The organism is Thioclava sp. IC9 (genome assembly GCF_002213225.1).
Taxonomy (GTDB): Bacteria; Pseudomonadota; Alphaproteobacteria; order Rhodobacterales; family Rhodobacteraceae; genus Thioclava; species Thioclava nitratireducens.
In genome coordinates, this window is the sequence record NZ_NBNX01000003.1 from 169,223 (window position 1) to 194,694 (window position 25,472).

Consider the following 25,472-nt stretch of genomic DNA (forward strand, 5'->3'; position numbering starts at 1 on the left):
CTCAGCTCTCCTCTTCGGGATAAGCCGCCTTGCAGGCTGCGATCTGCGCCTCGGCGGCCTTCGACAGTTCCGCCTGCCGCTTCAACAGAGCCTCAAGTTTGCGCTTTTCGATTACCGGATCTATCGGGATCGGTCGCTGGCGCGTCACAGTGTAATCCTCGAGGCACATGCGCGGCTTCTGGATCACCTTGTCGCCCTTGGTGATTGTGTCGTAGCCACAGATTTCCCACCGGCTCGACGTGGTCTCGTAGCTCTGCCACGCATAGCCGCGCGCGAGATTGCCCTGCACCTCGCTGACCAGATCGGTGACGCGGCGCAGTTCGGTCGTGGATTGCCGGATACAGCGCTCCTGCGGAGTGCCGCAGGCGGCGAGCAGGACGAACGGAATCAGCATCAGGGCGTGGCGCATGGGCGGTCTCCTTCGCGTTCAGCCTACGCCCGCTTCCGCCCGCGATCAATCGCGCCCTTCCCGCACCCGCCCACGCCTGCTAAGGATCACGCCAGAGATTTGGGAGGCCCGACGCATGACAGACACGGTTGAGGATTTCGACGCCCGCAAGGCCCGCGCGAGCCAGTGGTTCTCGGACCTGCGCGACCGGATCGTGGCGGCGTTCGAGGGGCTGGAGGACAGTCATACCGAAGGTCCGCTGTCCGAGCAGGCGCCGGGTCGCTTCGAAGTCACCCCGACCGAGCGCAAGGGCCCCGCGGGCGAGGACCACGGCGGCGGCAAGATGAGCGTGATGCGCGGCGGTCGCGTCTTCGAAAAGGTCGGCGTAAACATCTCCACCGTCTGGGGCGAACTGGCCCCCCGCGCGCAAAAGGCGATGGCCGCGCGCGGCGTGCCGGGGATGGAGGAAGACCCGCGCTTCTGGGCCGCAGGCATTTCGCTGGTCGCGCATATGCAGAACCCGCATTGCCCCGCCGTACACATGAATACCCGGATGTTCTGGACGCCCGGCGCGTGGTGGTTCGGCGGCGGCGCGGACCTCAATCCGTGTCTTGAGTATGACGAGGACACCGCACATTTCCACGCCGAGATGCAGGCCGCCTGCGACGCTCATGACAAGACCTATTACGACCATTTCAAAGCCTGGGCGGACGAGTATTTCTTCATCCCCCATCGCGGCCGCGCGCGTGGCGTCGGCGGCATCTTCTACGACGATCTGAACACCGATGAGTGGGAGGACGATTTCGCCTTCACCCAATCGGTGGGCGCGGCCTTCCTGCCCGCCTTCCAGCCGCTGATCGAGAAACGCCGCGTGCAGGACTGGTCCGAAGAGGACCGCGAAGCCCAGTTGCGTCATCGCGGGCTCTATGCCGAATATAACCTCGTCTATGATCGGGGCACGAAATTCGGGTTGGAAACCGGCCACAATGCGGATGCGGTCCTGATGAGCCTGCCGCCCGTCGCGAAGTGGTATTGAAGGGCTGATGGCCTCATGGGCGCGAGGTGGAGGGGCGCTGCCCCACCCGCGCGCAGGCACGTAAACGGAAAGAAAAGAGGGGCGCTGCCCCTCTTCGCTTACGCGAATTCACCCCGGGATATTTTTGCCAAGAGGACGAGATAGTTGCGCGCCCGAATACTCGGACGCGCGCGCTCGCGGTCGAAATCGCGTGTCAGCCGTTGCGGATCGTCTCGACCATCAGCGCCACGTTCTCCGGATCGGCATCGGGAGTGATCCCGTGACCGAGATTGAAGATATGCGGCCCCTTGCTGAAGGCCTGCACCACGTGGCGGGTCTCGTCGATCAGCGCCTGACCTCCGGTGACCATATGCGAGGATGCGAGGTTGCCCTGTACGCAGCCCGACACCTGGACATGCTCTGCACCCCATTCCGGTGTCACCGAATTGTCGAGAGCGACGCAATCGGCGCCGGTCTTCTGATGGAAGCCGATATAGCCCTCGCCCGCCTCGCGCGGGAAGGCGATGACCGGCAGACCCGGGAAACGCGCTTTCATCTCGGCGATGATCTTGCGCGCCGGTTCGACGGCGAAGTCCTCGAAATCCTGACCCTTGAGCGAGCCCGCCCAGCTATCGAAGATCTTCACGACCTCGGCCCCGGCCTCGACCTGTTTCGAAAGGTATTCGATGGTCGAGACGGTCAGCAGGTCGATGATTTTCACGAAGGTCTCGCGGTCTTCGGCCTTCAGCGCATGCGCCGGACCCTGATCCTTCGTTCCACGCCCCGCGATCATGTAGGTCGCGACGGTCCACGGTGCGCCGGCGAAACCGATCAGAGTGGTCTCTTTCGGCAGTTCTTCCGAGAGGATCGAGACCGTCTCATAGACCGGATTCAGCGTCTCGTGGATGTCATCCTTGGTCTTGAGCTTGGCGAAATCGTCGGCCCCGGTGATCGTCGAGAGGCGCGGGCCCTCGCCTGTCACGAACCACAAATCGGCGCCCAGAGCCTGCGGCAGAAGCAGGATGTCGGCGAACAGGATCGCCGCGTCGAAGCCGTAGCGGCGGATCGGCTGCAACGTCACTTCGGCGGCCAGTTCGGGGGTGTAGCACAGCGACAGGAAATCGCCCGCCTTCGCCCGCGTCGCGCGATATTCCGGCAGGTAGCGCCCCGCCTGCCGCATCATCCAGACCGGAGGGGTCGGCAGCACTTCGCCTTTCAAAGCTCGCAGGATCGTCTTGTCGGTCATTCTGGCGCCTCCTCTTTGCCCCCTTCGACGCGACCTGTGGCGTCATGTCAAGCGCGGGGCTTCTTGCAAGGTCCATCTGTCGCGGATATTCCGGGGCCATGACACAGATGCCCGATGCGAAATCCCCGCTCAAGATCGGCACCCGCGGCTCGCCGCTGGCGCTGGCGCAGGCCTATGAGACCCGTGACCGGCTGATGGCCGCGCATGGCCTGCCCGAAGACGCTTTCGAGGTCGTGGTGATCAAGACCACGGGCGACGACCGGGCGATGATCGCAGCGGACAAACCGCTCAAGGAGATCGGCAACAAGGGCCTGTTCACGAAGGAAATCGAAGAGGCGATGGTCGATGGCCGCATCGATATCGCCGTGCATTCGATGAAGGACATGCCGACCGAACAGCCCGAGGGGCTGGTGCTCGATTGCTATCTGCCGCGCGAAGACGTGCGCGATGCCTTCGTCAGCTTGGAATACGACTCGATCATGGCCCTGCCCGAAGGGGCGACGGTCGGCACCTCCAGCCTGCGTCGCCGGGCGCAGCTTGCCCACGTGCGACCCGATCTGAAACTGGTCGAGTTTCGCGGCAATGTGCAGACCCGGCTGAAGAAGCTGGCGGACGGTGTCGCGGCTGCGAGCTTCCTTGCCTATGCGGGGCTGCGGCGTCTGGGGATGGAGGACTCGGCGCGCGGGCCCATCGCCCCCGAAGAGATGCTGCCGGCTGTCGCACAGGGCGCGATCGGGATCGAGCGCCGGATGGCCGATGCTCGCGCCGAGGCGCTTCTGGCCCCGATCCATGATCTGGTGACCGAGCAGCGCCTGCTGGCGGAACGCGCCTTCCTCGCGACGCTGGACGGCTCCTGCGAGACACCGATCGCCGGGCTCGCACTGATCGAGGGCGACCGGCTCTGGCTGCGCGGTCAGATCCTACGTCCCGACGGCTCCGAGGCGCTCGCGGGCGAGCGCTGGGGCAATATCGACGAGGGCGCCGCTATGGGCGAACACCTCGCGCGCGATCTGCTGTCTCAGGCGGGCGAAGGCTTCTTCGACTGGCGCTGAGCGCCCCGGCACCGGGTTAGCACAGAAGGTGACCCGCCGCGCGGCGCTCGAGCGCCCGCTCCATCTCGGGGATTTCGCCATCGCCGAAGCCGCGCAAGGCGAGGCGTTCCAGCGGGCTAATATCGCACCAGAGGTTTTTCAGCACCTTGTCGCGGCGCTTGCGCGGCACCTCGGCCAGACGCATTTCATAGATCTCGTCGGCCGCCGCCAGAAGACGCGGATGCAGGTTCTCGAGCAGCGGTTCGAAAGCGATGCGGGCGGATTTGGCGTTGCGGAGCCGCAGGATCGCCCCCTCGCCGACGGTCATCGTCTGGATCAGAGTCCAGTCCAGCACATCGGCAGCCCGGTGCGGCGGGATCGGGGCGTGACCGCTAAGGCCATAGGTCAGACAGAGCACATCGCGCTCGTCCCGTGGCATCGCCAGCACGACGCGGGCGCAATCCTGTTCCAAGGCAGTTTCGGCATCCTCCAGCCGCCCGAGGCGCGGTGTCGACACCTGCGATGGCGGCACCTCCGCGCGGACGAAGATATTGCGGATCACATTATCGAACTTCAGTGCGATATGACGCGAGAGCATGACACTTCCTTTTACATATACAACCTCTCCGCCCTGTCTTCTGAACGAGCTTTGCGGCACCGCCGTTCCCTCCCGAGAGCGGTTTTCCGCCGGGCTTTTCGCTAAGTCTTTGTAGGTCCACGAGGAAGGCTTGACGCCTCCCTCTTGCACTTGGTCGCCCGAAAGCGCAAAGCGGCGCCATGCTGCGCCCGATCCGCCTTGTCCTGTCCGATCCCGCCCTGCGCCTCGCCGCCGTGCTGCTCGTGCTGTTCGGCGCCCATGCGGCGACGATGGGGCCCTATGTCTCGGCGCTGGCGATCAAGGTGTTCGGCCTGTCGGATCGCGCCTATTCGGGAGTGCTGATGGTCGCCTCGGTGCTGTCGGTCTCGGCCTCGGTCGGACTTGGCATCCTCGCCGATCAGCGCGCGAACCGCCGGGCCATCGCACTTGGCACCTCGGCGATGCTGATCGCGGGCTCTGGGCTGGTGCTGGCGGGCGACAACTGGGTGGTCTTCGTGATCGCCAACGCGCTGATCCTGCCGCTCTCGGCGTCGATCTTCGGGCAGCTTTTCGCGCTGTCCCGTCTGGCGGCCTCGACCCATCCGGCAGAGGACCGACCCGCGATCCTCTCGACCCTGCGGGCACTTTTCGCGCTGCCCTGGGTCGTGGTGCTGCCGATCTGGTCGGTGATCTTCGATCAGGGGGCGGAGCTGACCTCGATCTACCCGGTGACGCTGACCCTCGGGGCCACGATCCTCGCGCTGACCTTCCTCTTCTGGCCGCGTGACGGGGCGACGCGCTGGCCCGACCCGAAATCCGGGCTGACCTTCCGGCAATCCTTACGCGAGATGGCGAACCTGCCGATCCTCGCCCGCGTCGTGGCGCTTGGCACGATCAACGGGGCGGTGATGCTCTATCTCGTGGTGATGGGCTTGGTCTTCGAGGCGACGCCGGGCCGTGGGGCCGCCGATACCGCGCTCTATGCTGGCCTGATGGCGGGGCTGGAAGTGCCCTTCATGCTGGCGCTGCCGCTTGTTCTGGGACGGATCGAGCGGACGACGATGATCTGGGCGGGAGCCGCGCTTTACGCGACCCATCTGGGACTGATCCCGGTGCTGGCTGCAACGCCCTATGTCTGGTTTCTCGCCCTGCCCGGCGCGATCGGCGGCGCGGTCGTTCTGACCCAACCGATGGCCTATCTGCAGGACCTGCTGTCGAACCGGCCCGGCGCAGGAGCCTCGCTGATGGCGCTGCAAAAGTTGGCAGGCGATGGATTCTCCGCGGCAATCTTTGCCATCGGCACGGCTATTGCGGGTTATGAGCTGGCCGCGGCGGCAGGTGCGCTTCTGGGCGTTGCAGGCGCGGGCGCGCTTTGGGCGATGGACCGGCGCGCGGCGCGGTCCTGACCCCTTAGAAGGCCGGAACCTGCACGCGGTCCAGAAGGCTGCGTCCGCCGTCGACATTGATGATCTGCCCGGTGACGAAGCTCGCCCCCGAGGACGCCAGATACTGCACCGTCTCGGCCAGTTCCGACGGCGGTGCGATCCGGCCCAGCGGCGTGCCTTCGCAGATCGCCTCGCGCCAGTCGTCGTTTTCCTTCAGCGCATCCTGCAGCGAACGGCTCATCACCGAGGCGAAGCTGACACCGTTCACCCTAATCCGCTTGGGCGCGAGAGCCACGGCGAGCGAGCGGATCGCCTGATCTTGCGCAGCGCAGGCGATCGAATAGGCCATCAACTCGGGCTGGGTGCGGTTCGAGGCCAGCGTCGAGACATTGATGATCGAGCCGATCTCACCCTCGGTGCGACCCTCTTCCTCGGCCTGCTTGATCATCCGCTTCGCGGTCATCTGGCTGACCCGCAAAGCCGATTTCATGTTCTGCGACAGCATCGAGTCGAGTACGTCCACCGACGGTTCGAGCGGGTCGCAGGGCGCGAAGGTGCGTGCGCAATTCACCAGGATGTCGATCCGGTCGAACGCGTCCACCGTGGCCGAGAGCAGGTTTTTCACCGCCAGCTTCTCGCACAGGTCGCCCGAGAAATAGCGCACCGGCCCTTCGGTCTTGGCGGTATCGCCCAGTTCGGCGGCAAGCTTTTCTTCATCGATATCGGCGAACATCACCTGCGCGCCGCGATCGACGAAATGGCGCGCGATGGCCTGACCGATACCGTGGGCTGCGCCCGTGACGATGACGGTCTTGCCGGAAACAGAAAGGGACATTGGGTGTCTCCTTGTGGATGTTGAGGCAGGTTAGGCGAGCTTAGCGCCGCTTGCGAGGGGCAAGGGTACGTTTCGGCTCGGCTGTGGCGCGCATGCCCGCAGATTTCCCCGGGGTCTTTCCGGCCGGGATCGGCTTGGCTGCGCGGATGATACGAAAACGGGTGGAGGGGCCGCTGGGCGGCGTGATCTCTTCGATCTCGTGGAACGCGGCGGCGAGCGCGTCGGCATAGGGCAAATGGCGGTTCGCGACCATCCAGAGCGTGCCCGAAAGCGACAGCATACCACGCGCGGCCTGAATGAAGGCCAGCCCCAGCGCCGGATCTGCGCCGCGTGCAGCCCCGTGGAAGGGCGGGTTCATCACGACGGCAGTGTAGCGCTCTTCCGGCGCATGGCGCGTGGCATCCGCCCAAAGGAACTGTGCGCGCGGATCGGAAATGTTGCGTTTCGCGCAGTCCAGGGCGACCGCATCCGATTCCACCAGATCGAGACGCTCGACGCCCTTACGTGCAAGGATGTGCGCCGAGAGCCAGCCCCAGCCGGCGCCGAGATCGGCTACCTTCGCTGGCAGCGTCTCGGGCAGGCATTCGGCCAGAAGCGCTGAACCCTCGTCCACCGCATCCGCGGAAAACACACCCGGACGGGTCACGAAACCTTCGACAGGATGGATATCCTGCGCCGCCCAGTCGCTCAGCAGATCTGGGTCTGCCGCGAACCATGCGATCTTGCCATGGGCCTTCGCGATCGGCGCGGACAGGTCCACCCGTCCCCGCAATTCCTTGAGCAGCGAGTCGATCCCTTCGGTCTTCACCCCGTCGACATAGATCGGCCCGCCAGGAGCCACACGCTGGCACGCATCGGCGATCAGGGCGCGGGCCTCCGCCTTGGCGCGGGGCGCGAAGATGATCGCGGCGGCATAGCTGCCTTCGGCGCTCGGCGAGACGCGAACGCCGCGCTGTGCGAGAACGTCATGATCGGGTTTCTCGGGCTGGATCGCGACGAGGCGATCAACCGGCAGGCCGCCAAGGTCCAGCGTGCCCACGGGCGAAAACAGCGCAATGTCTCCCTCGGGCGGAAGCGCCTCGGGCATCTCGAGAGCGAGCGCAAGTCGCGGATGGCTCATGCAGGGAACCCTCTGAAAGAAACGAGCCCGCCAGATAGGCGGGCGCGACTGAATTTGCAAGGAACCGCTTTGGCGGCGTTTATTCCTTCTCCATCGTGCATTGCAGCGGGTGCTGGTGGCGGCGCGCGAAATCCATCACCTGCGCCACCTTCGTCTCGGCCACCTCGAAAGAGAACACGCCGACCACAGCGAGACCCTTCTTGTGCACGGTCAGCATGATCTCGAACGCCTGTGCGTGGTTCAGCCCAAAGAACCGCTCGAGGATATGCACGACGAATTCCATCGGCGTGTAATCGTCGTTGAGCAGCATCACCTTGTACATCGGCGGGCGCTGCGTCTTCGGCCGCGTCTTGGTCGCGAGGGACGCATCGTTATCGCTGTCGTCCTGGTCGTCGTCGGACATCATGTAAAGAGGCTCGGTCAAGGGCGCTCCGGCATCAGGATTCGTTGAGGGGCTCTGGCGGAATATAGGGTCTTCGTGACATATGAAAAGTCCCTCAACACCTCCAGCGAGAAAGGCGGGACGATGCAGCTGACGGCGATTGGCTTCGATGCGGATGACACGCTTTGGCACAACGAGCGTTTCTTCAAACTCACGCAGGGGCGCTTCACCGAATTGCTGCGCGAGCACGCCGAACCCGATCATCTGGCCGAGCGGCTGATCGCGGCGGAACGTCGCAACATCACGCATTATGGCTTTGGCGTCAAAGGCTTCACCCTGTCGATGATCGAAACCGCCATCGAGGTGAGCGAGGGTCGCGTGCCCGCCACGATCCTGTCGGAGATCCTCGCCGCCGGGCGCGAGATGCTCTCGCATCCGATCGAGTTGCTGCCGCACGCGCGCGAGACGATCGAGGCGCTGTCGGACGACTACCGCATCCTGCTGGTGACGAAGGGCGACCTGATTGACCAGGAGCGAAAGCTGGCGCAGTCGGGCCTCGGCGATCTGTTCGACGCGGTCGAGATCGTCTCGGACAAGAAGCCCCCGGTCTATGCCGAGATTTTCGCGCGCCACGCCGAAGGCGCGGAGCACGGGCTGATGGCGGGGAATTCGCTGAAATCCGACGTGATCCCGATGATCGAGGCAGGCGGCTGGGGCGTGCATGTGCCCCATGAATTGACATGGGCCTTCGAGCATGCGGAGGCTCCGTCAACGCATCCGCGCTTCGCGGAATTGCCGGACCTCGGCGCGCTGCCGGACCTGATCGCAAAAATCACGAATTGAGCCCTGCTTTGCGTGGCGTCACGCTCCGCTAACCTCACGCTTTCGTGCACCCACAACACCACAGATAGACGAATTTCCGCAAAGACCCCACCACATATTGTGGTATTGCATGAATGTCGCAGTGAAAGTGCTTGAAAATAGGGAGTTTTCAGCCTGAGAGAGCCGTGCTACGCTTCTCGCTAATATAAACCCCGGAAACCGGCCGAAGATCGGTACCACCACAAGGGGTCAAATTGAGGCAGTGAAATAGGTGAAGCCGTGACCACGCTGATGCGCTGGGTCCGTGATGGGCTATTCGTAATCCTTCTGACACTCATTGCGCCGATCGCTGCGCAGGCCGCCCCTTACGCGGCGATGGTCATGGACATGCGATCGGGCGAAGTTCTCTACTCCAAAAACGCCGATACGCCACTGCATCCAGCCTCTCTGACGAAGATGATGACGCTCTACATCACCTTCCAGGCTATCGAGCATGGCGAGTTCAGTCTCGACTCGATCGTTACCGTCACCAAGCACGCCGCCAGCCAGCCGCCCTCGCGACTCGGCCTGCGTCCCGGCCAGAAGATCGCCGTGCGCTACCTGATCCGCGCCGCCGCAATCAAATCGGCCAATGACGCCGCCGCAGCTCTCGGCGATTACATCGGCGGCTCGGAGGAAGGCTTCGCCGCGCGGATGAACCGCACCGCCCGGCAGCTGGGCATGAAGAACACCCATTTCGTCAACGCCAACGGCCTGACCCGCAAGGGCCATCTGTCCTCGGCGCATGACATGACGATCATGGGCCGCCACCTGTTCTTCGACTTCCCGCAATACTACAACATCTTCTCGCGCCGCTCGGCGGATGCGAAAGTGCGCACCGTCTATTCGACGAACCGCAAGTTCCTCGCTGCCTACAAGGGCGCGGACGGGATCAAGACCGGCTACACCTCGGCCTCGGGCTTCAACCTGACCGCCTCCGCGAAGCGTGGCGACAAGCGCATCATCGCGACCGTCTTCGGCGGCACTTCGACCGCGCAGCGCAACGCGAAAATGGCCGATCTGCTGGATCTGGGCTTCAAGCGCGCGCCGGCCCACGCGCGCACGATCCGCCCTGCGATCCCGCAATACATCGCGCCTGCGCAATCGCCGATGCTGATGGTGAATCTCGCGCCGAAGAAGAGCCCGCGTCCCGATATCCGTCCGACCGTGCCCAATGCGGATAGCGATGCAATCTCGACCGCGCTCGCCGCTGCGGTGCAGGCCGATCAGGTAGACGAAGTGACCGATATCCCCGAGGACGTGGCCGAAGGCGCTCAGGACGGCGTGGCAGACGCGGAGGACGTGGTCGTCGCCGATGCCGGCACGCTCGGGATCGGCGCGGAGATCACCGCAAGCCCCCGCCCGCAGCGCAACCCGCGCGACATCCAGATCGCGGACGTGACCAAGTCGCTGCCCGCCGAAGTGACCAAGGCCACGCCGCTGGCGCAGGCACAGGCGCATGACGCCGCTGTCGCTGCAGACAAGGCGGGCCAGGACGGCACCGAAAAGCCGAGCGACGTGCAGCTAGCCTCCTACGATCCCGGCGCGTCGGACGGTCCGAAATTCGTTCAGTCCACCAAACCGCAGCCCGAGACGGTCGAGCTGGCCGAGGCGCATACGCTCGACCTCGACGGGAACGGCAAGGCCAACGGCGCCAAGGCCCCGTCCAGCTTCGTGCAGTCGACGGATCCGCAGCCCGAGACCGCGCAGATGGCCGCAGCTCCCGAGAAGCGCAAGAGCGAGATCATCCTCGCCGCGCTCACCCCTCCGGCCCCCGGCCCGGCGCAGAAGCCGCGCGTGGTAGCGCGCGTGTCCAGCTCGGGCGGGCGCAACTGGGGCGTCAGCCTCGGGCTGTTTGGTTCGCGCTTCGCGGCGGAGCGTCACATGCTGACCACCGCGCTGATGGAAAGCGACACACTGGGCGAAGCACTGCGCAAGGTCGCGACGCGCAAGACCGGATACGAGGCGAATTTCGTGGGAATGACCCAGGACATGGCGCAACTGGCCTGTGCAAGGCTCGAAGCACGCGCTATGGACTGCAAAGTGGTCGGTCCCTGAGATTCTTCCTCCCTCGGGGACAAAGAGAGAAAGCCGCGCCTGGTCAGCGCGGCTTTTTCTTATCCGGGGGCCTCATGCGGTCCGCCGCGTGGAGCGCCACGGGGGAGCCTCCGGCGGGGATATTTGAACCAAGGCGAAGGGGGCGCAAGTCTGTCGGGATCACCCCTGCCCTTCTCCGAGCCCTTCGTGCACTCAATCCTGCTTCGGGCGGTCGTCGAACTCGTCGGACAGGATGCGCTCGGCATCGCCTTTCGGGTCGTCATACTGATTGGTCTTGAGCGACCAGAAAAACGCCCCGAGGCCAATCCCGCCGAGCAGTAGGGAAATCGGAATCGAATAGAGAAGAACCTCCATGCGGGGCTCCTTTCAGCGCAGGCGTAGTGAGTTGAGCGACACCGTGATCGAACTGGCCGACATGGCGAGCGCCGCCATCAGCGGCGTCGCAAGCCCGGTCAGCGCCAGCGGCACGGCGAAGATATTGTAGACGATGGAGATGCCGAAGTTCTGCTTGATCCGGCGACGCGCGCGCACCGAGATCGAGGCGGCGTCGGAAACCGGCGCGAGGTCCTTGCCCAGCAGCACGATATCCGAAGCCGTCCGCGCCGCGTCGAGCGCGGAGGCAGGCGAGACCGAGACATGGGCCGCGGCCAGCGCGGCGGTGTCGTTCAGCCCATCGCCCACCATCAGCACGCGGCGGCCCTGTTGGGTGAGATCGTTTACCAGCTGCGCTTTCTCGGCAGGCAAGGCGCCGGCGCGGTAGGCCTCGATCCCGAGGCGCGCGGCGAGATCGCTCACCGCCCCTTCGACATCGCCCGAGACCAGCCAGACCTGCTTGCCCTGCGCCTTCAGACCGGCCACGGCCTCTTCGGCGCCGGTGCGCAGCGTGTCGGCGAAGCGGATCGAGATCGGGGTCGCATCGCCGATCTTGAGATGGGTCGCGGTGGTCGTGCCGTCCTCGGCACCGACCCAGTTCGCACGGCCGAGCCGCACGCGCTGCCCCTGCCAGACGCCCTCGACGCCGTAGCCCGGAACTTCGCGCAGATCGGTGAGCGTGGCGGGGACGCCCCCCTGCCCTGCCGCGGCCTCGTGCAGCGCGCGGGCGAGCGGGTGGCTCGACCCTTCGGCCAGCGCCATCGCGACGGAGAGCGCCTCGGGCGACAGATTGGAGAGGTTCTGCGGACGCGGCGCGCCCATGGTCAGCGTACCGGTCTTGTCGAAGACGACCGTGTCGATCTCGGCCAAACGCTCCAGCGCGGTGCCGTCCTTGATCAGCAGCCCCTTGCGGAACAGCTTGCCCGATGCGGCGGTCACCACCGCAGGCACGGCGAGCCCCAGCGCACAGGGGCAGGTGATGATCAGCACGGCAGCGGCAATATTGACCGCCAGACGGAAGTCACCGCCGGTGATCCACGCCCAGGCGCAGAAGGCGGTGAAGGACAGGATATGCACGATCGGTGCATAGGCTCGCGCTGCCCGTTCGGCGAGCGAGGTGTATTTGGTCTTCGCACTCTCGGCCATCGCGACGAGATCGGCCATGCGGTGCAGCGAACTGTCGCGCCCGGCTGCCGTCACGCGCAGGGTCAGCGGCCCGGTCAGGTTCACTTCGCCGGCGGAGAGCGCCATTCCGGGCAGCACCTGAACGGGAAGGCTTTCACCCGTCAGGAGCGAGCGGTCGCTCTCGGATTGGCCGTCGGTCACTTCGCCATCGGCAGGGATGCGGCCACCGGGGCGCACCCGGATCAGGTCGCCCACAGCCAGTTCGCCCACGGGCACGATGACTTCCTCGCCGTCGCGCAGAACGGTCGCGCGCGGTACTTCCAGCGCGGCCAGTTCCTCGGCCGCCGAACGGGCCACGGCCCGCGTGCGGTAATCGAGATAGCGCCCTACGAGCAGGAAGAAGGTGAGCATCGTCGCCGCTTCGAAATAGGCATGCGCGCCGGAATGCATCGTCTCGAACAGCGAAATCCCGAGCGCGAGCAGGATCGCGAGCGAGATCGGCACATCCATTCCCAGACGCCCGCCGCGCAGGGAAGACCAGGCATTGGCGAAGAACGGCTGGCCCGCGAAGATCGTGGTGGGCAGCGCAATCGCCGCCGAAATCCAGTGGAAGAGGTCGCGCGTCGAATCCTCGGCCCCCGACCAGACCGCGATCGAGAGCATCATGATGTTCATCATCGCGAAACCCGACACGCCGATCCGCATCAGCAGGTCGCGCCCGCGCTTGTCGGCCTCGGTCGCAGACAGCATGCCGGGATCAAGCTCGTGCGCCTCATAGCCGATCTTGTCGAGCGCCGCGATCAGCCCCGCCGGTTCGACATCGCCCGCCGCATCGACGGAGGCGCGCTTCAGCGTCAGGTTGACCCGCGCCGACTTCACGCCCGGCTGTTTCATCAACTCGCGCTCGACATCGGTGATGCAGACCGCGCAATGCGCCGTGGGAAGCGAGAGCATGATCCGCGCGCCCTTGACGTCACCCGATTTCGCCATCTGCTCCGCCGAGGGGGCCGCGATGCAGGCCGGACAGGCCGAGGCCGAGACGCGCTCGTCTTCGAACGGTTCGTTGCGTGTGGGCGAAGCGGGCGACACCGACATCGGTTCAGCCTTTCACGAAGAGGTCGATCCGCTGACGGAACTCCGTGCCGTCTGCGGCTTTCGCGTCGAGATGCACCAGCCAGACGCCCGGAGCAAGGTCGACCTTGGAGGTGAAGATGCCACCGACATAGTCGAAATCGGGGGTCATGTCCTCGCGGACGTGGGTCGTCCGCCCGACCAGCGCCTTGAACTCGGCCACCCGCGCGGGCAACCCGTTCTCGTCGCGGATGACGAAGCTGAGCTTGCCGTCGGAATAGTCCGGCGACACAGTCCAGCCAAGCGCATCCTGCGCGCGTTTTTCTTCGTTGAAGGACTGCGAGGCGACATAGGAATTGTCGACCTCGAGGCCGGGAAACGTGCTGATCGCCTGCCACGCCATGACAAAGTTGACCGCGATGATCACCCCGAAGGAGCCCACCGCGATCATCAGCACTTTTCTTCCGGTCAGCGGTTTCGCCATCTCGGTCATTGTACCCTTCCGTTGAATACGGTCGTTTCCGACACGCGGTCAGTATTGGTCATGTCCTCGATCCACATCGTCAGTTCGGTGCGTTCGCTGGTGGCGATGGACGAACCGGGATCGGCGACAATATAGACCCTTTGGGTCATGGTTTCATCCGCGGGCACCGTCACGGTGGTCCCGTCCTGGCCTTCGAGCAACACGCTCAGCGTGCTCTGGTCGGCCGGATCGGGCGCCTTGACGGAGACCTTGAACTCGGTCGCCTCGCCCGCCTTGTTGCGCAGCCGCAGCGTGTAGATGTTCCGGATCGCGCCCGACGGTTCCACCACGAAGAGCGGATCGCGGTTCGGGGTCACGTTGAAATCGATGGGCGAGCGCATGAACAGCGCGACCACGAGGCCGACCCCGATCAGCGACCACATCGCGAAATAGAGGATGGTGCGCGGGCGCAGGATGTGCTTCCAGACATTGACGACCGGGTTGCCAGAACGCTCGTTCGCTTCGTCCTTCAGGGCCATGTAGCCGATCAGGCCGCGAGGTTTGCCGATCTTGTCCATGACCTCGTTGCAGGCGTCGATGCACAACCCGCAGGTGATGCATTCGAGCTGTTGGCCATCGCGGATATCGATGCCCATCGGGCAGACGTTGAAACAAGCCATGCAGTCGATGCAATCGCCCTGCGTCGGGTCGTGCTGTCCCTTCTTGAGCTTGCCGCGCGGCTCGCCCCGCCATTCGCGATAGGCGATCGTGATCGTGTCTTCGTCCATCATCGCGGCCTGAATGCGCGGCCACGGACAGGCGTAGATGCAAATCTGTTCGCGCGCGAAGCCGCCGAAAGCGAAGGTCGTGAGCGTTGCCACCGCGATCGTCGTGTAAGCGATCGGCGAGGCGCTGCCGGTGAACAGATCGTGCAGCAGCGCCGGCGCATCGGTGAAATAGAACACCCAGGCCCCGCCCGTCGCGACACCGATCAGAAGCCAGAGCACCCATTTGGTGATCCGCTTGCGGACCTTCTCGGCGTTCCATTTCTGGCGCAGCAGGCGGATACGTGCGTTGCGGTCGCCCTCGACCCAGCGCTCGACGAGGATGAACAGATCGGTCCAGACGGTCTGCGGGCAGGCATAGCCGCACCAGACGCGCCCCAGCGCCGAGGTGAACAGGAACAGCCCCAGACCGGCCATGATCAGCAGACCCGCGACGAAGTAGAATTCATGCGGCCAGATTTCGATCATGAAGAAGAAGAAGCGACGGTTCGCGAGGTCCAGAAGCACCGCTTGATCGGGCAGCTCCGGCCCACGATCCCAGCGAATCCACGGCGTGATGTAATAGATGCCGAGCATCACCGCCATCAACACCCATTTCAAGTTGCGGAACTGGCCATGCACACGGCGCGGGAAAATCGGCTCGCGGGCGGCGTAGAGCGGCGGGGGATCGACTGGTTCGGTGGAGCTCACGACTCTCTCCGTTCATAAATCATTCTGCGTCAACGGTTCTTCTGGTATGACACAGTCGTGAAGACTTTGACCTGCGTCAAAAAGACAGGTCTCCCATACAGGAAATCGTCACTGGTTGGTGTTTTCACTCGTCATCGGCATATGCTGCCTGCTTGAAAAGCCACGACATCAGGTGGCGTTGCGCCGGTCGCCTCACGCCCGGTCGCGTTCCCGTGTAATAGCGCTTTTGCGCGCTGTCTTCAAACGGAAGCCGCACCGCCCGGCCGCGACATTTCGTTCGCCCCGGACCAACGTGGTCGCACCCCCGCCGGCCTCCCCGGTCCGCCACCCAGCGCTTCGCGCAGAAGTATCCCGGGCATCGCGGCGAGGTCACAACGGCGTGCAACGGCTGGCACGGCGCTTGTTTTGCCCGGGAACGCCCCCCAACTTAGGCAGCAGGTAACCCTCGACAGACGAGAGGGCCCGCGAAGGGGCCCTCTGGAATTGGGCACCGGCACCCCCAGGAAACGCGCGAACAGGACGGGGTGCCGGTGCGGCCCGCCAGACCGAAGCCCCGCGGGATCTCTCTTGTTTTCGACCGTTACTGGCCGCCGCCCAAGCTGTGAACGTAGGCCGCGACGGCGCGGATATCCGCTTCCGAGAGACGCTCGTTCCAGTTCGGCATCACGCCGAAGCGGGCATTGGTAACCGTGTAGGTCAGCGTGTCGACGTCACCGCCATAGAGCCAGACGGCATCGGTGAGGTTCGGCGCACCCATGGTGTTGTCGCCTTTGCCATTCTCACCGTGACAGGCTGCGCAGTTATCCGCGAAGATCGTCTCGCCTTCCGCAGCCATCGCCTCGTCATGTTCCTGGTCCGAAATCTTGCGGACATATTGCACGACCTGATCGATCTGCTCGGGCTCGAGAAGACCATCTTTCCCGAAGGCCGGCATCTGCGAGAACCGCGCCTCGCCTTCCGGGTCCGTCTCGTTGCGGATGCCGTGGGTCACGGTGAAATGGATGTCCTCCATCGTGCCGCCCCACAGCCATGCGCTGTCGAGAAGGTTCGGATAGCCGTGCTTCGGGTTGCCGCCCGCGCCCGCACCGTGACATTGCGCGCACCAGGTGCGGAACACCGCGGCGCCCGCGTTCTGGGTGTAGTTCTTCAGCTCGGGATCGTTCGAAATCTCGTTGAGATCGACCGAGACGAGCTTCTCCTGGATCGGCTTGTTCGCCGCGGCGACCTTGTCGATCTCGGCCTGCACGTTCGCGCGGGTCGAGGAGCCCAGAATCCCCGGCGTCGCGCCGGATTTGAAGATCGGCCATGCCGGCATCGCGATCGAGTAACCGATCCCCCAGATGACGCAGGCATAGAAGGTCCACAGCCACCATTTGGGCAGCGGGTTGTTGTATTCCTCGATGCCGTCCCACGAGTGTCCCGTGGTCTCGACCTCGTGCTTTTGCTTGCTTGGTCTCTTGCTCATGTTTTCCACGCCTCCTTACAACGTGGCGCCGTCAGTCCTTGGAGGACCGGCTCTCGCCGGCCTCCGAGGCATTGGCGGGTTTGTCTTCGTACCGGAAGGGAATCTCGGACGTATCTTCGTAGGTCTTGCGCGCGCCGGGCCGGAAGACCCAGACGACGACGGCCAGGAAGAAGACGAACATGAAGATCAGAAACCAGCTGTCCGCGAATTCCCTGAAGATATGATAGTCCATTGATCAGCCCCCCTTACCGGCTGGCCACGGGTTCGAAGGTCGAGAAGTCGACCATGGTGCCGAGCACCTGCAGATAGGCCACCAGCGCGTCCATCTCGGAAATGCCCGGGCGACCGTCGAAGTTGCGGACGTTCACCGCGTTGGGATAGCGCTCCAGCAGACCGTCGGTGTCGCTGTTCGGATCGGCCTGGGCCGCGAAGTCCGCCTTGGCGTTCTCGATCATGTCCGACGTGTAGGGCACACCCACCATCGCATCGGTCGCGATCCGCTCGTCGATATGCTTGGAATCGACCATGCGATTGAGCAGGAAGCCGTATTTCGGCATCACCGATTCCGGCACGACCGACTGCGGGTTGGTCAGGTGATCCACATGCCAGGCGTCCGAGTAGCGGCCGCCGACGCGGGCGAGGTCAGGCCCCGTCCGCTTCGAACCCCACTGGAACGGGTGGTCGTATTGCGACTCCGCTGCCAGCGAGTAATGGCCGTAACGCTCCACTTCGTCGCGCATCGGGCGGATCATCTGCGAGTGGCAGACATAGCAGCCCTCACGGATGTAGATGTCGCGCCCGGTAAGCTCCAGCGGGGTGTAGGGACGCATGCCGTCCACGTCCTCGATGGTGTTTTCGAGGTAGAAGAGCGGCGCGATCTCCACGATGCCGCCGATCGTGACGACCAGGAAGGCAAAGATCAGCAGGAGCGTGGCGTTCTTTTCAAGGACGCCGTGTTTGTCGAGAAGTCCCATTGATCTCCTCCTTATTCAGCCGGCACGGCGGCAACCGAACGCGATTCCACGCGCGGCTGACGAGCGACGGTCATCCACAGATTGTAGGCCATGATGATGCCACCCGTGAGGTAGAGCACACCACCCAGACCACGGACCACGAACATCGGATGCATGGCGGCCACGGTGTCGGCGAAGGCGTTCACGAGGAAGCCCTGGCTGTCCGTTTCGCGCCACATCAGGCCCTGCATGATCCCGGCGACCCACATCGACGCGGCATAGAGCACGATCCCGATGGTGGAGAGCCAGAAGTGCCAGCTGACCAGTTTCAGCGAGTAGAGCCCTTCACGCGCCCACAGACGCGGCACGAGGAAGTAGAGCGTGCCGAAGGTGATCATGCCGTTCCAGCCGAGCGCGCCCGAGTGCACGTGACCGATCGTCCAGTCGGTGTAGTGCGACAGCGAGTTCACCGCCTTGATCGACATCATCGGGCCTTCGAAGGTCGACATGCCGTAGAAGCCGACCGACACCACCATCATTCGGATGATCGGATCGGTGCGCAGCTTGTCCCATGCGCCCGAGAGCGTCATCAGACCGTTGATCATGCCACCCCAGGAAGGCATCCACAGGATCACCGAGAAGGTCATGCCCAGCGTCGAAGCCCAGTCGGGCAGCGCCGTGTAGTGCAAGTGGTGCGGACCGGCCCAGATGTACAGGAAGATCAGCGCCCAGAAGTGCACGATCGACAGCTTGTAGGAATAGACCGGACGTTCAGCCTGCTTCGGGACGAAGTAATACATCATGCCGAGGAAGCCCGCGGTCAGGAAGAAACCCACCGCATTGTGGCCGTACCACCACTGCGTCATCGCGTCCTGCACGCCCGAGAAGACCTGCACCGACTTCGATCCGAAGAGCGAGACCGGGATCGACAGGTTGTTCACGATATGCAGCATCGCGATGGTCACGATGAAGGACAGGTAGAACCAGTTGGCGACGTAGATATGGGGTTCCTTGCGCTTGAAGATCGTGCCGAGGAAGACAACCAGATAGGCGACCCAGACGATCGTCAGCCAGATATCGACATACCATTCCGGCTCGGCATATTCCTTCGACTGCGTTGCGCCGAGGATGTAGCCGGACGCGGCGAGCACGATGAACAGGTTATAGCCCCAGAACACGAACCAGCCCAGCGCGTTGCCGCCGAACAGCCGCGCTGCCGAGGTGCGCTGCACCACGTAGAACGACGATGCGATCAGCGCGTTGCCACCGAAGGCGAAGATCACCGCCGAGGTGTGCAGCGGGCGCAGCTTGCCGAAGTTCAGGTAGCCCTGCGCCCATTCGAAGTTGAGCGCCGGATAGGCCAGCTGGAAAGCGATGATGACGGCGACCAGGAAGCCCACGACACCCCAGAAGGTCGTCGCGATCACCCCGGCGCGAACCACGCCGTCGAAATACTCGTTGTGAGCCACCGGCTGGCGGCTCCCCATGGTGCGAAGCACCCAGATGAACGCGATGGCCGCGGCCAGCATGACCTCGACAGCATTCACCTGATAGGCAAGATCGCGCGCGTAGCCGGCCGCAATGGCGGCCAGAACCGCCACAAGACCAAGCGCGATCAGCTTGATATAATCCCACATTTTGTGCGTCCCTTCGTCTGGTCTGCCCCTGCGGCACTCTCTTGAACCGAGAATCCTCCTGGGCCTGACTGGAGTCCTTGTGGTCCGAGGGTATGCACGATGCCTTGATCTGCATCAAATGCTCGCGATCGAACTGCGCCATTCGGTCGCAGTTCTGTGATCTGACAATCACGTCTCTTGATCCGAGTCAAAGTGCGGCCGATCTCTTCGGGTTAGGCTTTGGTCTCACATGCTTAATCGCTTATGGCGCAAGGACAGGACCCATGGCTTACAAGACACTTCTCACGATCGTCACGGATCCCAAGGCGGCCGCGACACAAATCGACACGGCCGTGGCCGTCGCCCGACGGCGCGACGCCCACCTAGACGTGCTCTGCCTCGGTGTGGATCGCACGCAAACCGGATATTACTACGCGGGGGCGACCGCCTTCGTACAACAGGAAACGATGGATCGCGCGCAAGACGACGCACGCAACGCGGAAGCCGCGGTGCGCGCGCGCCTCGAAGCCGAAGACATTCGCTGGGGCGTCGATGCGGTCGTCTCGCAGATCGGGGCGATGGCTACCGTCGTCGGGCAGCGCGCCCGCTTTGCCGATCTGGTCGTGATGGGCCGCCCCTATGGCGAGGGCCGCGGCCCGGAGATCGAGGCCGCAGTCGAAGCCGCGCTCTTCGAGGGCCAGGTTCCGGTCGCGATCGTACCCGACGGGTATAACGGCGACATGCCTGCCAAGCGCGTCGTGATCGCGTGGAACCAGTCGCACGAAGCGATGCGCGCCGTGCGGGCCGCCCTGCCCGTCCTGAAATCCGCCGATCTGGTCGACATCACCGTGATCGACCCGCCCGCGCATGGGCCCGAGCGCTCGGATCCGGGCGGCCAACTCAGCCAGATGCTCTCGCGTCACGGCGTCCACGCCGAGGTTTCGGTGCTCGCCAAGACGATGCCGCGCGTGTCGGACGTGCTCAACCGCCATATCAGCGACAGCGACGCCGATGCGGTGGTGATGGGGGCTTACGGCCATTCGCGATTCCGCGAAGCGATCCTGGGCGGCGCGACGCGCCACATGCTCGAGATGGCCGAGGTTCCGGTGATCATGGCGCATTGAGCGCGCCGCCTTTCAAGACTGTCGACGGCGCCTCTCGGGGCGCCGTTTTTCGTCACTCGGGACCGATCCCGACGCCCTTCCCGTTGCCCGCGCGGCGTCGGACTTGCTTTCGCGGATGTCGTGGAACAGACCCGAGCATTGCGCCATTCTCTGCAATACGGTTGGCAACACTCGGGCCCGGGGCGACAACGAGAAAGACACAAGTAAACGGGATACGCATAACCCTTCCCCGCTGCAGCCTCCTTCCGTTTACCTTACGACAATGTCCAAACCGCGACGGAACGCGTGCGAAATAACGACCTTCTCGCGACATCTGTGTCCGGCACGGAACTCCGGCCGCGCTGGCGGGTTGGCTGGCTGACGAAAGACCGGAGCCCACAATGACCCGCCATATTCTTCCCACCCTTCTCGCCAGCCTCGCCCTGCTGTCTGCCTGTCAGGAGATGACGCCGAAACAGGACGGGACGATGCCGAAGACACTGCCGGAGGGGATGGTCGGACGCTGGGGGCTGACAAAGGCCGATTGCGACGCCTCACGCGATGACAACAAAGGCCTGATGGTGGTGAAGCCGGACAGCCTGAAATTCTACGAGTCGCAAGCCAAGTTGGCAGAAATCGACAGCGCGACCGATCGCGTGGTTCGGGCCACGTGGAATTTCACCGGCGAAGGGCAGAAATGGCAGCGCGATATCGTGCTCACCCTTTCGAGCACCGGCATCTACCTTTCGCGTCAGGATATCTCGCAGAGCGGAATGAAGCCACTCACCTATCGGCAGTGCGTATCCCCCTGACCGGACGTATGCTCAGATAAGGAAACCGCCGTCGCTGTCATCGCCCGCCTCAAGCAGCAGCCGATCCATGTCCGGCACGGTGACGTGGCGCTTACCCTGCAGTTCGATCACCCCGTCGCGTTTCAGCGCGGACATCTGACGACTCACCGTCTCTAGCGTGAGGCCAAGGTAATCGGCCATCGCTTCGCGCGTCAGCGGCAGATCGAACACCATCTGCCGGGCGCTGGGGCTCATGTTGATCGAGGCATCACGCCGCGCCACGATCGACAGGAGCGAGGCGATCTTCTCGCGCGCGGTCTTGCGGCCCAGCAGCAGCATCCATTCGCGCGCGGCGTCCAGCTCGTCGAGCGTCATCTGCAACAGGCGCTGCGCGATATGGGGCGTGCGCTCCATCATTTCCTCGAAGGGCTTGCGGCGGAAACAGCACATCAGGATGTCGGTCGTCGCGGTCACGTTATACGCGGCACGGGTGCGCCCGGGGCGCCCCACGAAATCCGAGGGCAGCAACAGGCCCACCATCTGCGTACGTCCGTCTTCTAGCGTTTGCGTCAGCGTCGCGATCCCTGAGACGACCGAGGCCACGAAATCCATCTGGTCGCCCGCCCAGATGATCGTCTGCCCCGCTTCGAAGCTTCGGTAATATTTGATCTTCTCAAGCTGCTCGAGCTCCTCCGCGTCACATCGCGCACAGACCGCGCGATGTTGGATCGGGCAGTCTCCGCATGCGAGCGAAGCAGGCTGAACGTCATCATGTGCCATATGGATATTGCTTGATCTGGGTCAAATTCTGTCGCGCGTGTTATCTCTAAAGATACGCGCATGGAACAGGAATCGCAACTTACCCGACTCGGACTCTTCGACGCACGGGTGCCCCGCTATACGAGCTACCCCACCGCCCCCCATTTCGCGGGCGATGTCGGCCCCATGGAATTCGCGCATTGGATCGAGGCGATCCCCGAAGGCGCGTCGATTTCGCTCTACATGCACGTGCCGTTTTGTCGTCGGCTCTGCTGGTTCTGCGCCTGCCGCACGCAAGGCACGCAAAGCGAGGAACCGGTCCGCGCCTATGCCGAGACGCTGCTGGCCGAGCTGCGCCTCTTCAAGGAGCGCCTGGCGCCCGGCGTCACGCTGTCGCGTCTGCATTGGGGCGGCGGCACGCCGACGCTGATGCCCCCGGACATGATGCGCCGCCTCGCCGATGCGGTCTTCGACGTGGTACCGATGGGCGAAGGCGCGGAATTCTCGGTCGAGATCGACCCCAACGAAATCGACGCCGCCCGCCTCGACGCGCTCGCCGAGTCGGGTATGAACCGCGCCTCGATCGGGGTGCAGGATTTCGACCCGCAGATTCAGGGCGTGATCGGGCGCGACCAGAGCTATGAGGTAACCAAAGCTGCGGTCGACATGATTCGCGAACGCGATGTCGCGAGCCTCAACGCCGATATCCTCTACGGTCTGCCTTACCAGACACCGACGAAAATCGCGGCCTCGGTGCAAAAGCTGCTGTCGCTCGGCCCCGATCGCGTGGCGCTCTACGGCTACGCGCATGTGCCGTGGATGGCGCGCCGCCAAACGATGATCCCATCAGACCATCTGCCCACCCCGCAAGAGCGCCTGAAGCTGTTCGAGGTGGCGCGCGAGTTGTTCGTGGCCGATGGTTATGACGAGATCGGAATCGACCATTTCGCGCTGCCGACCGACGGGCTCTCGACCGCTCAGAAGGGAGGTCAGTTGCGGCGCAATTTCCAAGGCTATACCGACGATCAGGCCGAGGCGCTGGTCGGGCTCGGAGCGTCCTCGATCTCGCGCTTCCCGCAAGGCTATGCACAGAACGCGCCAGCTACTTCAGCCCATACAGCTGCGATCCGGGCGGATCGCTTCTCGACCTCGCGCGGGCACCGCTTCACTGCGGATGACAAGATGCGCGCGCGGCTGATCGAGGCGCTGATGTGCGATTTTGAAGTGAAAGCGGCAGAGCTGGTGCGGGATTACGGCGCCGATCCGAAGGAACTCGCCGCAATGTTCGCCGCCTGCGCGGAGCATTTCGGCGACATGGTTCAGGTGAACGCAGACGGGCTGCGCATTCCGGCGAAGGCGCGCCCGCTCACCCGCATGATCGCGCGCCATTTCGATGCTTACGATCTGTCGAAAGCCGGGCATAGTTCGGCGATCTGATCGCCGGGGAAGAGGGACGAGGGAGGGGTCGCCGCGCGCGGCCCCTTTTCCTTTGGCCGGCGGTCATCCGGCCACGCGTCCGCCGCGTATCGAATTGCATGAAGATGCGCCGCAAATCCGACCTGCCGACAAAGCTCTGCGCCAGCTGTGGCCGCCCCTTCGCGTGGCGCAAAAAGTGGGCCCGTGACTGGGAGAGCGTGCGCTACTGTTCCGATCGCTGCCGCCGCTCGGCAAAGGCCGCACTGGCGAGGGGGGACATTCGCGGCGGTTGATTTTACATACCGTATGGTATGTTAATTCTATATGACCGTTACTCCAGCCCCCGCGCGCCGCGGCCGCCCGCGCCGCAAGCCCGAGGATCAGGACGCCCGCAAGGCGCTGATCCAGGCAGGGCTCGCCCAATTGACCGAGCGCGGCTACGCAAGCGTCGCTCTCGAAGAGATCACCGCCGCTGCCGGTGTCACCAAGGGCAGCTTCTACCACTACTTCCCGACGAAAGCGGCGTTTGGCGCGGCGCTCATCGACGCCTATGACGCCTATTTCGAAGACAAGCTGCGCCGCGCCTTCAACCGCACGGACATCACCCCACTCTCCCGGCTCACCGCCTTCACCGAAGAAGCGGAGGCGGGCATGGCGCGGTTCGACTTCCGCCGTGGCTGCCTGATCGGCAATCTCGGTCAGGAGATGGGCAGCCTGCCCGAAGAGTTCCGCAGCCGCCTGATCGCGGTGTTCGAGCGCTGGCAAAACCTTACCGTATCGTGCCTGCGTGACGCGCAAATGGCGGGCGAAATCGGCGCCGATCACGACCCCGAAGCACTCGCAGAACTGTTCTGGACCGGCTGGGAAGGCGCGGTTCTGCGCACGAAACTTCAACGCAACCCCGAGCCGCTGCGCCGTTTCACCGACGGCTTCCTGCGACTCGCCCGAAGCTGAAAGGATACCCCATGGTCAAAGCCATCCTGATCGAGAAACCCGAAGAGACTCAGAGCGCCGCGCTCAAGGATATCGACCTGCCCGATCTGGCAGAGGGCGAGGTGGCGGTCGACGTCGCCTACTCGACGATGAACTACAAGGACGCACTGGCGATCACCGGCGCGGGCCCCGTGGTGCGCAGCTTCCCGATGGTGCCGGGCATCGACTGCTCCGGCATCGTCGCGACCAGCAAGCATCCCGATTTCGCCAAGGGCGACCGGGTCGTGCTCAACGGCTGGGGCGTGGGCGAGAAACACTGGGGCGGGCTGGCAGAGCGCGCCCATCTGAAAGGCGAGTGGCTGGTGAAACTGCCCGACGGCATCTCGTTGCGTCAGGCAATGGCGATCGGCACTGCGGGCTACACGGCGATGCTCTGCGTGATGGCGCTCGAGGCGCATGGCGTGATGCCCGAGAGCGGCGAGATCGTCGTTACCGGAGCGACCGGCGGCGTGGGTAGCGTCGCGATCGCTCTTCTGGGCAAGCTCGGCTATAAAGTGGCTGCCGTTACCGGGCGCCCGGAAGAGGAAGATTACCTCAAGCGCCTCGGCGCATCGTCGATCGTTCCGCGCGAGGACGTCTCTGGCAAGCCGCGCCCGCTGAACAAGGAACGCTGGGCCGGTGCGGTCGACGTGGTCGGCGGTGAGGTGTTGGCCAATGTTCTGTCGATGATGGCCTATCGCGGCACCGTCGCAGCCTGTGGTCTCGCGGGTTCGATGAACCTGCCGACCTCGGTCGCGCCCTTCATCCTGCGCGGCGTGACGCTCGCAGGCGTCGACAGCGTGATGTGCCCGATCGAGGATCGCGTCGAAGCATGGCGTCGTCTGGCTGCCGATCTCGACATGGAGAAGCTCGCCGCTATGGAGATGGAAGTCGCCTTGGACGAAGTGATTGCAACCGCGCCGAAATTCCTCGATGGAAAGGTTCGCGGGCGGATCGTCGTTCCGGTCGCACCTGACCTCGGCTGACTACGGT

General features: G+C 64.2%; 26 protein-coding genes. 11 read left to right on the forward strand and 15 right to left on the reverse strand.

What is annotated here, in order from left to right; genetic code table 11:
* Window position 1 precedes the first annotated feature (1 nt).
* Entirely contained in the window at window positions 2–409 is a 408-nt protein-coding gene (locus B6V76_RS09315; RefSeq protein WP_088727284.1) for a hypothetical protein, read from the reverse strand.
* A gap of 115 nt (window positions 410–524) precedes the next feature.
* Here B6V76_RS09315 and hemF point away from each other — a divergent pair, with 115 nt between their 5' ends.
* Window positions 525–1,424, forward strand: a complete 900-nt coding sequence (hemF, locus tag B6V76_RS09320) for an oxygen-dependent coproporphyrinogen oxidase (RefSeq protein ID WP_075774171.1) — start codon at window positions 525–527, stop codon at window positions 1,422–1,424.
* 193 nt (window positions 1,425–1,617) lie between these two features.
* Here hemF and hemE read toward each other — a convergent pair whose 3' ends face one another.
* Entirely contained in the window at window positions 1,618–2,649 is a 1,032-nt protein-coding gene (gene hemE, locus B6V76_RS09325; protein ID WP_088719669.1) for a uroporphyrinogen decarboxylase, read from the reverse strand.
* A 98-nt stretch (window positions 2,650–2,747) separates the two neighbouring features.
* Here hemE and hemC point away from each other — a divergent pair, with 98 nt between their 5' ends.
* Window positions 2,748–3,701: a hydroxymethylbilane synthase gene (gene hemC, locus B6V76_RS09330; protein WP_075774169.1), complete on the forward strand. Its 954-nt coding sequence runs from the start codon at window positions 2,748–2,750 to the stop codon at window positions 3,699–3,701.
* Between the two features lie 16 nt (window positions 3,702–3,717).
* Here the strand turns inward: hemC and B6V76_RS09335 are convergent, their stop codons facing one another.
* Window positions 3,718–4,278 carry a hypothetical protein gene (locus B6V76_RS09335; RefSeq protein ID WP_088727285.1) on the reverse strand — a complete coding sequence of 187 codons (561 nt, stop codon included), beginning with the start codon at window positions 4,276–4,278 and terminating at the stop codon, window positions 3,718–3,720.
* 179 nt (window positions 4,279–4,457) lie between these two features.
* Here B6V76_RS09335 and B6V76_RS09340 point away from each other — a divergent pair, with 179 nt between their 5' ends.
* Window positions 4,458–5,663, forward strand: coding sequence for a hypothetical protein (locus tag B6V76_RS09340; RefSeq protein ID WP_088727286.1), 1,206 nt, complete (start codon window positions 4,458–4,460; stop codon window positions 5,661–5,663).
* A gap of 4 nt (window positions 5,664–5,667) precedes the next feature.
* Here the strand turns inward: B6V76_RS09340 and B6V76_RS09345 are convergent, their stop codons facing one another.
* The 3 genes from B6V76_RS09345 to clpS all read right to left on the reverse strand — a co-directional run bounded on the left by B6V76_RS09345 (window position 5,668) and on the right by clpS (window position 8,003).
* The gene (locus B6V76_RS09345) at window positions 5,668–6,477 is read right to left on the reverse strand and encodes an SDR family oxidoreductase (RefSeq protein ID WP_075774166.1); all 810 of its coding nucleotides are present in this window, start codon (window positions 6,475–6,477) and stop codon (window positions 5,668–5,670) included.
* Window positions 6,478–6,517: 40 nt separating this feature from the next.
* Window positions 6,518–7,597, reverse strand: coding sequence for a methyltransferase (locus B6V76_RS09350; protein WP_088727287.1), 1,080 nt, complete (start codon window positions 7,595–7,597; stop codon window positions 6,518–6,520).
* Window positions 7,598–7,676: 79 nt separating this feature from the next.
* Window positions 7,677–8,003 (reverse strand): ATP-dependent Clp protease adapter ClpS, encoded by a 327-nt coding sequence (gene clpS / locus B6V76_RS09355; protein WP_088722630.1) that lies wholly within the window; start codon window positions 8,001–8,003, stop codon window positions 7,677–7,679.
* A 120-nt stretch (window positions 8,004–8,123) separates the two neighbouring features.
* On the opposite strand from clpS, the gene B6V76_RS09360 reads away from it, so the two are divergent.
* Both B6V76_RS09360 and B6V76_RS09365 read left to right on the forward strand, forming a co-directional pair.
* On the forward strand, window positions 8,124–8,822 hold the full coding sequence (locus tag B6V76_RS09360) for an HAD family hydrolase (RefSeq protein WP_088727288.1): 699 nt from the start codon (window positions 8,124–8,126) through the stop codon (window positions 8,820–8,822).
* Window positions 8,823–9,092: 270 nt separating this feature from the next.
* Window positions 9,093–10,898 (forward strand): D-alanyl-D-alanine carboxypeptidase family protein, encoded by a 1,806-nt coding sequence (locus B6V76_RS09365; RefSeq protein ID WP_088727459.1) that lies wholly within the window; start codon window positions 9,093–9,095, stop codon window positions 10,896–10,898.
* Between the two features lie 192 nt (window positions 10,899–11,090).
* Here B6V76_RS09365 and ccoS read toward each other — a convergent pair whose 3' ends face one another.
* The 8 genes from ccoS to ccoN form a co-directional block, all read right to left on the reverse strand.
* Entirely contained in the window at window positions 11,091–11,252 is a 162-nt protein-coding gene (gene ccoS / locus B6V76_RS09370; protein ID WP_075774163.1) for a cbb3-type cytochrome oxidase assembly protein CcoS, read from the reverse strand.
* 12 nt (window positions 11,253–11,264) lie between these two features.
* Window positions 11,265–13,490 carry a cation-translocating P-type ATPase gene (locus B6V76_RS09375; protein WP_088727289.1) on the reverse strand — a complete coding sequence of 742 codons (2,226 nt, stop codon included), beginning with the start codon at window positions 13,488–13,490 and terminating at the stop codon, window positions 11,265–11,267.
* 4 nt (window positions 13,491–13,494) lie between these two features.
* A complete protein-coding gene (locus tag B6V76_RS09380) occupies window positions 13,495–13,959 on the reverse strand; it encodes a FixH family protein (protein ID WP_075774161.1) in 465 nt (154 codons plus the stop codon).
* The gene (gene ccoG, locus B6V76_RS09385; protein ID WP_088725681.1) at window positions 13,956–15,404 is read right to left on the reverse strand and encodes a cytochrome c oxidase accessory protein CcoG; all 1,449 of its coding nucleotides are present in this window, start codon (window positions 15,402–15,404) and stop codon (window positions 13,956–13,958) included. Before ccoG ends, B6V76_RS09380 begins: the two co-directional genes overlap by 4 nt.
* A 580-nt stretch (window positions 15,405–15,984) precedes the next feature.
* A complete protein-coding gene (gene ccoP / locus B6V76_RS09390; RefSeq protein WP_088722400.1) occupies window positions 15,985–16,869 on the reverse strand; it encodes a cytochrome-c oxidase, cbb3-type subunit III in 885 nt (294 codons plus the stop codon).
* 31 nt (window positions 16,870–16,900) lie between these two features.
* The gene (locus B6V76_RS09395; RefSeq protein WP_075774158.1) at window positions 16,901–17,101 is read right to left on the reverse strand and encodes a cbb3-type cytochrome c oxidase subunit 3; all 201 of its coding nucleotides are present in this window, start codon (window positions 17,099–17,101) and stop codon (window positions 16,901–16,903) included.
* A gap of 13 nt (window positions 17,102–17,114) precedes the next feature.
* Window positions 17,115–17,843, reverse strand: coding sequence for a cytochrome-c oxidase, cbb3-type subunit II (gene ccoO, locus B6V76_RS09400; protein ID WP_075774157.1), 729 nt, complete (start codon window positions 17,841–17,843; stop codon window positions 17,115–17,117).
* Window positions 17,844–17,854: 11 nt separating this feature from the next.
* Window positions 17,855–19,459 (reverse strand): cytochrome-c oxidase, cbb3-type subunit I, encoded by a 1,605-nt coding sequence (gene ccoN / locus B6V76_RS09405; protein WP_075774156.1) that lies wholly within the window; start codon window positions 19,457–19,459, stop codon window positions 17,855–17,857.
* A gap of 263 nt (window positions 19,460–19,722) precedes the next feature.
* Here ccoN and B6V76_RS09410 point away from each other — a divergent pair, with 263 nt between their 5' ends.
* Complete coding sequence (locus B6V76_RS09410; protein ID WP_075774155.1) at window positions 19,723–20,562, forward strand: universal stress protein; 840 nt, start codon at window positions 19,723–19,725, stop codon at window positions 20,560–20,562.
* 380 nt (window positions 20,563–20,942) lie between these two features.
* Window positions 20,943–21,353 (forward strand): hypothetical protein, encoded by a 411-nt coding sequence (locus tag B6V76_RS09415; protein ID WP_088727290.1) that lies wholly within the window; start codon window positions 20,943–20,945, stop codon window positions 21,351–21,353.
* Between the two features lie 12 nt (window positions 21,354–21,365).
* Here the strand turns inward: B6V76_RS09415 and B6V76_RS09420 are convergent, their stop codons facing one another.
* Window positions 21,366–22,112 (reverse strand): Crp/Fnr family transcriptional regulator, encoded by a 747-nt coding sequence (locus tag B6V76_RS09420; RefSeq protein WP_075774153.1) that lies wholly within the window; start codon window positions 22,110–22,112, stop codon window positions 21,366–21,368.
* 60 nt (window positions 22,113–22,172) lie between these two features.
* Here B6V76_RS09420 and hemN point away from each other — a divergent pair, with 60 nt between their 5' ends.
* From hemN to B6V76_RS09440, 4 genes are all read left to right on the forward strand, one after another.
* Entirely contained in the window at window positions 22,173–23,528 is a 1,356-nt protein-coding gene (hemN, locus tag B6V76_RS09425) for an oxygen-independent coproporphyrinogen III oxidase (protein WP_088725679.1), read from the forward strand.
* Between the two features lie 98 nt (window positions 23,529–23,626).
* Complete coding sequence (locus B6V76_RS09430; protein WP_206184202.1) at window positions 23,627–23,800, forward strand: DUF2256 domain-containing protein; 174 nt, start codon at window positions 23,627–23,629, stop codon at window positions 23,798–23,800.
* A 31-nt stretch (window positions 23,801–23,831) separates the two neighbouring features.
* The gene (locus B6V76_RS09435) at window positions 23,832–24,461 is read left to right on the forward strand and encodes a TetR/AcrR family transcriptional regulator (RefSeq protein ID WP_088727291.1); all 630 of its coding nucleotides are present in this window, start codon (window positions 23,832–23,834) and stop codon (window positions 24,459–24,461) included.
* Window positions 24,462–24,472: 11 nt separating this feature from the next.
* Complete coding sequence (locus B6V76_RS09440) at window positions 24,473–25,465, forward strand: MDR family oxidoreductase (protein WP_088727292.1); 993 nt, start codon at window positions 24,473–24,475, stop codon at window positions 25,463–25,465.
* Window positions 25,466–25,472: the final 7 nt, after the last annotated feature.

Excerpts from the sequence above, each read along its gene's own strand:
- B6V76_RS09315 (WP_088727284.1), bottom strand. The coding sequence starts at position 409 with ATGCGCCACGCCCTGATGCTGATTCCGTTCGTCCTGCTCGCCGCCTGC.
- hemF (WP_075774171.1), top strand. The coding sequence starts at position 525 with ATGACAGACACGGTTGAGGATTTCGACGCCCGCAAGGCCCGCGCGAGC.
- hemE (WP_088719669.1), bottom strand. The coding sequence starts at position 2,649 with ATGACCGACAAGACGATCCTGCGAGCTTTGAAAGGCGAAGTGCTGCCG.
- hemC (WP_075774169.1), top strand. The coding sequence starts at position 2,748 with ATGACACAGATGCCCGATGCGAAATCCCCGCTCAAGATCGGCACCCGC.
- B6V76_RS09335 (WP_088727285.1), bottom strand. The coding sequence starts at position 4,278 with ATGCTCTCGCGTCATATCGCACTGAAGTTCGATAATGTGATCCGCAAT.
- B6V76_RS09340 (WP_088727286.1), top strand. The coding sequence starts at position 4,458 with ATGCTGCGCCCGATCCGCCTTGTCCTGTCCGATCCCGCCCTGCGCCTC.
- B6V76_RS09345 (WP_075774166.1), bottom strand. The coding sequence starts at position 6,477 with ATGTCCCTTTCTGTTTCCGGCAAGACCGTCATCGTCACGGGCGCAGCC.
- B6V76_RS09350 (WP_088727287.1), bottom strand. The coding sequence starts at position 7,597 with ATGAGCCATCCGCGACTTGCGCTCGCTCTCGAGATGCCCGAGGCGCTT.
- clpS (WP_088722630.1), bottom strand. The coding sequence starts at position 8,003 with ATGATGTCCGACGACGACCAGGACGACAGCGATAACGATGCGTCCCTC.
- B6V76_RS09360 (WP_088727288.1), top strand. The coding sequence starts at position 8,124 with ATGCAGCTGACGGCGATTGGCTTCGATGCGGATGACACGCTTTGGCAC.
- B6V76_RS09365 (WP_088727459.1), top strand. The coding sequence starts at position 9,093 with ATGCGCTGGGTCCGTGATGGGCTATTCGTAATCCTTCTGACACTCATT.
- ccoS (WP_075774163.1), bottom strand. The coding sequence starts at position 11,252 with ATGGAGGTTCTTCTCTATTCGATTCCGATTTCCCTACTGCTCGGCGGG.
- B6V76_RS09375 (WP_088727289.1), bottom strand. The coding sequence starts at position 13,490 with ATGTCGGTGTCGCCCGCTTCGCCCACACGCAACGAACCGTTCGAAGAC.
- B6V76_RS09380 (WP_075774161.1), bottom strand. The coding sequence starts at position 13,959 with ATGACCGAGATGGCGAAACCGCTGACCGGAAGAAAAGTGCTGATGATC.
- ccoP (WP_088722400.1), bottom strand. The coding sequence starts at position 16,869 with ATGAGCAAGAGACCAAGCAAGCAAAAGCACGAGGTCGAGACCACGGGA.
- B6V76_RS09395 (WP_075774158.1), bottom strand. The coding sequence starts at position 17,101 with ATGGACTATCATATCTTCAGGGAATTCGCGGACAGCTGGTTTCTGATC.
- ccoO (WP_075774157.1), bottom strand. The coding sequence starts at position 17,843 with ATGGGACTTCTCGACAAACACGGCGTCCTTGAAAAGAACGCCACGCTC.
- ccoN (WP_075774156.1), bottom strand. The coding sequence starts at position 19,459 with ATGTGGGATTATATCAAGCTGATCGCGCTTGGTCTTGTGGCGGTTCTG.
- B6V76_RS09410 (WP_075774155.1), top strand. The coding sequence starts at position 19,723 with ATGGCTTACAAGACACTTCTCACGATCGTCACGGATCCCAAGGCGGCC.
- B6V76_RS09415 (WP_088727290.1), top strand. The coding sequence starts at position 20,943 with ATGACCCGCCATATTCTTCCCACCCTTCTCGCCAGCCTCGCCCTGCTG.
- B6V76_RS09420 (WP_075774153.1), bottom strand. The coding sequence starts at position 22,112 with ATGGCACATGATGACGTTCAGCCTGCTTCGCTCGCATGCGGAGACTGC.
- hemN (WP_088725679.1), top strand. The coding sequence starts at position 22,173 with ATGGAACAGGAATCGCAACTTACCCGACTCGGACTCTTCGACGCACGG.
- B6V76_RS09430 (WP_206184202.1), top strand. The coding sequence starts at position 23,627 with ATGAAGATGCGCCGCAAATCCGACCTGCCGACAAAGCTCTGCGCCAGC.
- B6V76_RS09435 (WP_088727291.1), top strand. The coding sequence starts at position 23,832 with ATGACCGTTACTCCAGCCCCCGCGCGCCGCGGCCGCCCGCGCCGCAAG.
- B6V76_RS09440 (WP_088727292.1), top strand. The coding sequence starts at position 24,473 with ATGGTCAAAGCCATCCTGATCGAGAAACCCGAAGAGACTCAGAGCGCC.